Genomic DNA, 7,994 nt, shown 5'->3' with positions numbered 1-7,994 from the left:
GTTTTGCTTACTTTTGCGCTTTTCAAAAGTGAGCCGCTGTAAGAGCGGAACCGATACAAGCCATCACCCAAATAATGGATATACACACCGCCCGTCACAGCTCCAGCCGAACCTGCGCACACAACCCCCCGCCGTCCCGGTTGCTCAACGTCAACTCCCCACCAATCGCCACCGCCAGTTGCTGGGCAATCGCCAACCCCAGCCCTGTACCACCAGTGCCACGATTACGCGAACTCTCCACCCGGTAAAACGGCTGCATCACCTGCACCAGTTCATCCTCGGCAATCCCCGGCCCCCGGTCCAGCACCTTGATCGAAAGCTCACCCGCCGCCGTCGACCCCACCTCCAACTGCGCCTCCCCGGCAAATTTCAGCGCGTTGTCCACCAGGTTCACCAGCACCCGACGCAACGCATGGGGCCGCGTATCCAAAACCACCGCGCTTTTACCGGTCAAACTCACTTGCTTGTTCATATCCTGGTAATCAAACACCAGGCTGTCGAGAAACGCATCCAGGTCGATCCGGCAACTGGCCTCGGTCGACCCATGCACACTGCGAGCGTAAGCCACGCCCTCGCGCACCAGATGCTCCATTTCCCCCAGGTCACTCCAGAGCTTTTCGCGGTCCACCGAGTCCTCCATGAACTCGGCACGCAATTTCATGCGGGTGATCGGCGTCTGCAAGTCATGGGAGATCGCCGCCAGAATCTGCATGCGCTCCTTGAGGTACTCGGCAATCCGTTTCTGCATTTCGTTGAACGCCGCCGCCGCATGCGCCACCTCGGTGGGGCCGGTTTCGTCCAGCGGCGTCGGGCGGGCATTCGGGTCGAGGGTTTCCACTGCCCGTGCCAGGCGTGTCAGCGGGCGGATGGCGATGCGCACGGCGATCCAGGTGCACACCAGCAACACCACCAGTTGCAGCACCAGTACCACCGGCAGCCAGAACGCAAACGGGATCGGCTTGGGATAGACATCAATCGTGACCGGGCTGCCATCGGCCAGGGTCAGGTGCGCCTGGAAGTGTTTTTGCAGGCCCGGGATGTCGCGGAACGTCAGCGGGTAGTGCTCGCCCAACGCATCGGAAATCGACGTCGCGGCCATGGGCACGTTGTCGCTGGCCATCGGCTCGCCGGGTTCGCCGGCATTCAGCAGGTAGCGGTAGGCGTTGCGGTCGAGCCGCGGCAGCCAGCTGGCACGCTCGGCGGCGGGCAGGCGGTCGAGGATCGCGATCGACGTCGATACGTCGTTTTCCAGGTTGCCCAGCATTACGCTGCGGGCACTCATGTAGCGCTCATAGAACTGCGCACTGAACGACAGGGCGTTGGCGCACAGCAGGCTGACGATGAAAATTACCGTCAGTTGCGCCGCGAGGGTGCGCGGCCAGCGGAACGTGAGGGTCATGCCGGGTCCCCAAGGATTTCCACGGCCAGGGAGAACACATAGCCTTCGCTGCGCACGGTCTTGATGTAGGCCGGTTCGCGGGCGTCGTCCAAAAGGCGCTGGCGCAGGCGGCTGACCAGCAGGTCGATGGAGCGGTCGAACAGGTCCGCGTCCCGGCCCTGTGTCAGGTTCAGCAACTGGTCACGGTTGAGCACCCGTTGCGGATGGTCGAGGAAGACGCGCAGCAAACGGTATTCGGCACCGCTCAAGGCCACCAGGGTGTTGTCTTCGTCCAGCAGATGGCGGGCGGTGGTGTCCAGGCGCCAGCGGCCAAAGCGGATCAGCCGGCCGCTTTCGGTCACCACCAGGTTTGGCGGCAGCATCCGTGTGCGCCGCAGCACGGCGTTGATGCGGGCCAGCAGTTCACGGGCGGCGAAGGGCTTGACCAGGTAATCGTCGGCGCCCATTTCCAGGCCGATGATGCGGTCGGTTTCATCGTTGCGCGCGGTGAGCATCAGGATCGGCGTGGCCTTGTGCTTGCCCACCCGCAGTTCGCGGCACAGCTGCAAGCCGTCGTCGCCGGGCATCATGATGTCCAGCACGATCAGGTCCACGGGCGTGGTGTCGAGGAAGCTGCGCATCTGCCGGCCGTCAGCCACCACGGTGGTGCGCAGGCCGTTCTTTTTCAGGTAGTTGCCCACCAGTTCGCGGATCTCCCGATCGTCATCGACAATCAGAATGTGATCGACGTGATCCATGCTGCCTTCCTCGTTGATTAGTCATTGATGCGCAGTCTAGCCACTGGCGGCGGGCTTGCCTTGTGCCCTTTGTATTGCAGTGTATCTGGCGGTGACGAGATACACATCGACGCAAAAATCCGGGCCTGGCCGACACAATCCGGATACCTCGCAAGGTTCAAATGAGCCCATCGAGGTAATCCGCCTCGGCCCACTTGAACCCCCGGGGAACCACCCATGACTATCAAAGCTGCCTATGCCAGTTGCCTGTTTTCCTTACTCACTGGCCTGAGTGTTGCCGCCCATGCCGAAACCACCGCCAGCCAGCCGGATATCCACCAGGTGCTGTCGATCTCCGAAGAGTCCGGTGGCGCGCTGTGCGGCATCGTCAACTCGCACCTGACCTACCTCGATTCCGAGGGCCAGCGCCACGTCCTCGACTACCGCAAATTTTCCAGCAATTGCCTTGAAGGCAGCTGAGGAGACCGGCCATGACCCCACTCAACAGCTTTCTCAGTGCCCTGGCGTTTTCCATGGCGGGTGTGGCGGCGGATGTGAATGCCGCCACCGCGAAAAAACTCACTGGCAGTGAAACCTGCTTCCAGAACACGCCGCTGGCGCAAAACGGCGCGGCTCGCAAACGCGCCGAAACACCCCCGGCCACGAGGTGACACCCATGAACTTCATCCGATACCTGCGCCGCTCAAAAGGCCTGCTGCTGTTGGCACTGGTGGTTGCCTTGGTCGGCGTGCCCAAGGCGGTGAACTACCTGATCAACAACGTCGACGCCGAAAGTTTCAGCCAGTCCGATGAGCGCATGCCGTCCCTCGACGGCGCGGTGGCCTGGCTCAACTCGCCGCCGCTGACGGCCGAGGGCCTGAAGGGCAAGGTGGTGCTGGTGGATTTCTGGACCTACGACTGCGTCAACTGCCAGCGCAGCCTGCCGTACGTCAATCAGTGGGCGAAGAAGTACGCCAGGGACGGGTTGGTGGTGATCGGTGTGCACACGCCGGAAAACGCCTATGAGAAAGTCCTGGATAACGTACGCAGCCAGGTCAAGAAGCTGGACATCCATTACCCGGTGGCCATCGACAACGACTACAGCATCTGGCGCGCCTTCGATAACCAGTACTGGCCGGCCCATTACTTCTTCGATGCCACCGGCAAAGTGCGCTACAGCCATTTCGGCGAGGGCCGCTACGACAATCAGGAGAAAGTCATCCAGGCCCTGCTGGAAGAAGCCAGGGCGGCGAACGCGCCAACCTAAGCTAATGCCAAAAAGGTATTTATTGCGGGGTTTTTAGATCGTTTAGCTTCACCACTCCACGTACCTGTTCATGGAGTGAGCACCCAATGTCGCACCCGCTGGCAATCAACACCTTGCCCCTGCTGGACCTGGCGCTGCTCGACGGCAGCCCGGCCCAGCGTGGGCAGTTTCTCGATGACCTGCGCCACGCTGCGCGGCATATCGGTTTTTTCTACCTCACCGGCCACGGCATCGACGCCGGGTTGCTCACCCAGGTGCAGCAGCAGGCGCGCCAATTTTTCGCCTTGCCGGAGGCCGACAAGCTTGCTGTCGGCATGATCAACTCCCCGCACTTTCGCGGCTACAACCGCGCCGCGTCGGAGATCACCCGGGGGCAGCCGGACCTGCGTGAGCAGTTCGACCTCGGCGCCGAGCGCGAGCCGCTGCAGCAAGGCCCGGATTCACCGGCCTGGTCGCGCCTGCAAGGCCCCAACCAGTGGCCTGCCGCGTTGCCTGAACTCAAGCCCTTGTTACTGGCCTGGCAGCAGGCGATGACGCAGATGTCCCTGCGCTTGTTGCGCGCCTTTGCCCAGGCCTTGTCGCTGCCGGAAAATGCTTTCGACCCGCTGTATGGCGCCAAGCCCAACGAACACATCAAGCTGATCCGCTACCCCGGCCGCCACGCCCAGCAGAGTCGCCAGGGTGTCGGTGCCCACAAGGATTCCGGCTTTCTCAGCTTCCTCCTGCAAGACCAGCAGGCCGGCCTGCAAGTGGAAGTGGAGGAGGGCCGCTGGATCGACGCCTTGCCGCGCCCCGACACCCTGGTGGTGAACATCGGCGAGTTGCTGGAACTGGCCACCAACGGCTACCTGCGTGCCACGGTGCACCGGGTCGAATCGCCGCCCCTGGGCAGCGAGCGTTTGTCCCTGGCGTTTTTCCTCGGTGCACAACTCGACGCGGTGGTGCCGGTGTATCAGTTGCCGCCCGAGTTGCTGCGCGATGCCCACGGCCCCACCAGTGACCCGCGTAACCCGCTGCTGCGGGACGTCGGCTGGAACTACCTCAAGGGCCGCCTGCGTTCCCATCCGGATGTCGCCCAACGGTTTTACGCCGATGCCACGATTCCCCAAGCCCTGTCCGCCTGATAAGGAACATCACCATGCTCAAGAAAACAGCCCTGGCCCTGGCCGTCCTGATTGCCTCCTTCGACGCCCAGGCCGCCGAGGCCCTGCGTGTGGCGGCGGACCCGATTCCCCACGCGCAAATCCTCGAATACGTGCAGAAGCTCGACCCGCAGCTGCAGCTGAAAATCATCGAAATCCCCAACGGCGTGAACTCCAATGAACTGCTGGCCCACGGTGATGTGGACGCCAACTACTTCCAGCACTTGCCGTACCTGCACTCCCAGGAACAGGCTCTCGGCCAGAAATTCACAGTGGCGGCCACCGTGCATATCGAGCCGCTGGGTATCTATTCCCATCGCCACACCAGCTTTGCCCAGGTGCCGGATAAAGGCACCGTGGCCGTGCCCAACAACGTCACCAACCTGAGCCGTGCGCTGTACCTGCTGCAAGCCAACGGCCTGATCACGCTCAAGCCCGGTTTCAACGACCCGGCCAAGGACCAGGCAACGCCCAAGGACATTGCCGAGAACCCCAGGCACCTGAAGATCCTCGAGATCGAATCACCACAGATTCCTCGTGCCCTGGATGATGTCGACCTCGCCGTGATCAATGGCAACTACGCCCTCGAGGCCGGCCTGTCACCGGCCAAGGATGCCCTTGGGCTGGAAAAAGCCCAGGGCAATCCCTACGCGAATATCCTCGTGACCACCCCGAAATTGCAGGACGACCCACGGATCAAACAGCTGGCCAAGGACCTGAATTCGCCGGAGGTGGCCAAGTTCATCACCGAGAAATATGCAGGCTCGGTGATTCCGGTAGCTGTCGAATGATCGTCGTCGAGCAGGTCAGCAAAACCTACGCCGATGGCCAGCCGCCGGCGCTGGATAACGTGTCATTGCAGATTGCCGACGGTTCGATCTTCGGGATCGTGGGGCGGAGCGGGGCGGGCAAGAGTACTTTGCTGCGCTGCCTGAACCTGCTGGAGCGCCCGACTTCCGGGCGCATCCTCATGGACGGCCAGGACCTGACGCTGCTCAGTGACAAGCAACTGCGCCAGCAACGCCAGCGTATCGGCATGATCTTCCAGGGTTTCAACCTGCTGCATTCACGCAACGTCGCCGACAATGTGGCGGTGCCCCTGGAAATCGCTGGCCAGCCCAAGGCCGAGCGCGTTGCCCGGGTCAAGGAATTGCTGGAACTGGTCGGCCTGAGTGACAAGGCGCTGGCGTTTCCGTCGCAACTGTCCGGCGGCCAGAAGCAGCGCGTCGGCATCGCCCGGGCACTGGCGGCGCGCCCGGATTATTTGCTGTCGGACGAAGCCACCAGCGCCCTCGACCCGGAAACCACCGCGTCGATCCTGGAACTGCTGCGCAGTATCAATCGGCAACTGGGGGTGACCATCGTGTTGATCACCCACGAGCTGGATGTGGTCAAGGCTATCTGCGACAGCGCGGTATCCCTGGCCAATGGGCGTGTGGTGGAAAGCGGCAGCCTGATTCAATTGCAGGCCGACCCCGCCTCAAGCCTGGGCCGCTCACTGGCCCCCAGCCTGCCAGCGGTGAGGGCAGTATGAAAACGGACTGGAACGACATCCTGCAACTGCTGCTCACGGCCACTGGCGAAACCCTGTACATGGTGCTGCTGGCGGCGGTCTTTACCTTGCTTATCGGCCTGCCCCTGGGGGTGCTGCTGTTTGTCAGTCGCCGCGGCGGGCTGTTCCCGCTGCCACGGGTGAACCGTGTGCTGGGTGCGGTGATCAACCTGGGCCGCTCATTGCCCTTTGTGGTGATGCTAATTGCCTTGATTCCACTGACCCGGTTGATCGTTGGCACCACATTGGGCAGCACCGCCGCCGTGGTGCCGATCACCATTGGCGCCTTTCCGTTCTTTGCGCGGATTGTCGAGAACGCGCTGGACGAAGTGGACAAGGGGCGCATCGAAGCCATCGTTGCCATGGGCGGGGATATTCGGCACGTGATCTTCAAGGTGCTGCTGCCGGAGGCGCTGCCTGCGTTGCTTGCGGGGTTGACCCTGACCCTGGTGATGCTGATCGGCTTTTCGTCCATGGCCGGGGTGATTGGCGGTGGCGGCCTGGGCGACCTGGCGATTCGTTATGGGTACCAGCGTTTCAATAACCAGATCATGGTGGTGACGGTGATTGTGTTGGTGGTGCTGGTCCAGGGCGTGCAAAGCCTGGGGGATCGTTGCGTGAGGTCGCTGGCGCATCGTCGATAAACGGTTATGTACTAATGAATTTTTAATATTTCTAGTTATATGTGCGACTGAGTAAAGTTCCCTTACGTACCTTCACCTCGTCGCCGGGAAATACTCTTCATGAACCGTCCCCACGGGCATCCCACGCCGATCCTGACTTTGCCCCAGGGCGAAAAAGACCCGTTGTCGATTCGCGCCAAGGCGCTGGTTTTTGCCGACCCGCGTTCCCTGCAACTGCTCGAATATTTGCAACGTGTCGGCCCCAGTGAAGCGCCGGTGTTGATCAATGGCGAGACCGGCACCGGCAAGGAGCTGGTGGCGCGCTATATCCACAGCGCCAGCGGCCGCACCGGTGCGTTTGTGCCGGTGAACTGTGGGGCCATCAGCGAGAACCTTGCGGAAAGCGAATTTTTTGGGCATGAGGCCGGCTCGTTTTCCGGGGCCTCGGGGCGGCGGATCGGCTGGTTTGAAGAAGCCGATGGCGGCACCCTGTTCCTCGATGAGATCGGTGACTTGCCGCTGCCGTTGCAGGTGAAGCTGCTGCGGGTATTGCAGGAGCAGGAAGTGGTGCGCGTGGGGTCGCGCAAGCCGATCAAGATCAATATCCGGCTGGTGACGGCCACCAACATCGACCTGGAGCAGGCGGTGGAGGCGGGCAACTTTCGTCTTGACCTGTTCTATCGCATCAACGTGGCGCAGGTGCAGGTGTTGCCGTTGCGTGAGCGGCCGCTGGATATCCTGCCGTTGGTTGAGCATTTTCGGCGGCTCTACAGTGCCAGGTTGAAAATCGCCGAGCCGATGTTGTCGGAGTCGGCGACCCAGGCGTTGCTGGATTATCCGTGGCCGGGGAATATTCGTGAGCTGGAGAATGTGGTGCACCTGGCGCTTTTGGTGGCTGGGGACAGGCCGATCATGCCGTCGCACTTGAAGTTTTCTGCGGGGCTGAGTGCGATGCATGCCAGCGTTAACAGCGGGGCGCCGAGGATTCCGCAGGAGGTGGTGCGGGAGCAGTTGCTGCGGTTGTTCGAGGTGCCCGGGGATTCGTTGTTGCACGATATCGAGGATTTGATCGTGCGGGAGGCGTTTGCGTTTTGTGGGTTTAATCAGTTGCGTACGGCGGAGTTGTTGGGGGTGACGCGCAATGCCATGCGGACGCTTTTGGTGAATCATGGGATGCTCAAGGGGCGGGTGAAACCCTGATTTTTTGGTGTACATATCCGTTATTTGGGTAACGGCTGCTTATGGTTTCGCTCTTACAGCGAGTCACTTTGCAAAAGCGGCAAAGTAACCAAAGC

General features: G+C 61.6%; 9 protein-coding genes and 1 pseudogene. 8 read left to right on the top strand and 2 right to left on the bottom strand.

Going from position 1 to position 7,994, the window contains the following annotated elements:
• Positions 1 to 94 precede the first annotated feature (94 nt).
• Together HX839_RS31320 and HX839_RS31315 are read right to left on the bottom strand one after the other, a co-directional pair.
• Positions 95 to 1,399: an ATP-binding protein gene (locus HX839_RS31320; RefSeq protein WP_003212508.1), complete on the bottom strand. Its 1,305-nt coding sequence runs from the start codon at positions 1,397 to 1,399 to the stop codon at positions 95 to 97.
• Complete coding sequence (locus HX839_RS31315) at positions 1,396 to 2,136, bottom strand: response regulator (RefSeq protein ID WP_003212510.1); 741 nt, start codon at positions 2,134 to 2,136, stop codon at positions 1,396 to 1,398. The genes HX839_RS31320 and HX839_RS31315 overlap by 4 nt, the downstream gene beginning before the upstream one ends.
• 216 nt (positions 2,137 to 2,352) lie before the next feature.
• Here HX839_RS31315 and HX839_RS31310 point away from each other — a divergent pair, with 216 nt between their 5' ends.
• From HX839_RS31310 to HX839_RS31275, 8 genes and pseudogenes are all read left to right on the top strand, one after another.
• Entirely contained in the window at positions 2,353 to 2,595 is a 243-nt protein-coding gene (locus HX839_RS31310) for a DUF2790 domain-containing protein (RefSeq protein ID WP_177068218.1), read from the top strand.
• Between the two features lie 11 nt (positions 2,596 to 2,606).
• Positions 2,607 to 2,786, top strand: coding sequence for a hypothetical protein (locus tag HX839_RS31305; RefSeq protein ID WP_003212515.1), 180 nt, complete (start codon positions 2,607 to 2,609; stop codon positions 2,784 to 2,786).
• A 77-nt stretch (positions 2,787 to 2,863) separates the two neighbouring features.
• Positions 2,864 to 3,382 (top strand): annotated as a pseudogene (locus HX839_RS31300) (thioredoxin family protein); the annotation flags it as partial.
• A gap of 86 nt (positions 3,383 to 3,468) precedes the next feature.
• Positions 3,469 to 4,506: an isopenicillin N synthase family oxygenase gene (locus HX839_RS31295; protein WP_177048794.1), complete on the top strand. Its 1,038-nt coding sequence runs from the start codon at positions 3,469 to 3,471 to the stop codon at positions 4,504 to 4,506.
• Between the two features lie 14 nt (positions 4,507 to 4,520).
• The gene (locus HX839_RS31290; protein WP_003212522.1) at positions 4,521 to 5,315 is read left to right on the top strand and encodes a MetQ/NlpA family ABC transporter substrate-binding protein; all 795 of its coding nucleotides are present in this window, start codon (positions 4,521 to 4,523) and stop codon (positions 5,313 to 5,315) included.
• Positions 5,312 to 6,058: a methionine ABC transporter ATP-binding protein gene (locus HX839_RS31285; RefSeq protein ID WP_003212524.1), complete on the top strand. Its 747-nt coding sequence runs from the start codon at positions 5,312 to 5,314 to the stop codon at positions 6,056 to 6,058. Before HX839_RS31290 ends, HX839_RS31285 begins: the two co-directional genes overlap by 4 nt.
• A complete protein-coding gene (locus HX839_RS31280) occupies positions 6,055 to 6,720 on the top strand; it encodes a methionine ABC transporter permease (protein ID WP_003212526.1) in 666 nt (221 codons plus the stop codon). Before HX839_RS31285 ends, HX839_RS31280 begins: the two co-directional genes overlap by 4 nt.
• A gap of 99 nt (positions 6,721 to 6,819) precedes the next feature.
• A complete protein-coding gene (locus HX839_RS31275; RefSeq protein WP_003212528.1) occupies positions 6,820 to 7,899 on the top strand; it encodes a sigma-54-dependent Fis family transcriptional regulator in 1,080 nt (359 codons plus the stop codon).
• Positions 7,900 to 7,994 lie beyond the last annotated feature (95 nt).

The organism is Pseudomonas sp. I8001 (assembly GCF_013385345.1).
Classification (GTDB): Bacteria; Pseudomonadota; Gammaproteobacteria; order Pseudomonadales; family Pseudomonadaceae; genus Aquipseudomonas.
The sequence above is the reverse complement of the archived record's forward strand: the minus strand, read 5'-3'. Positions and strand labels throughout refer to the sequence as shown.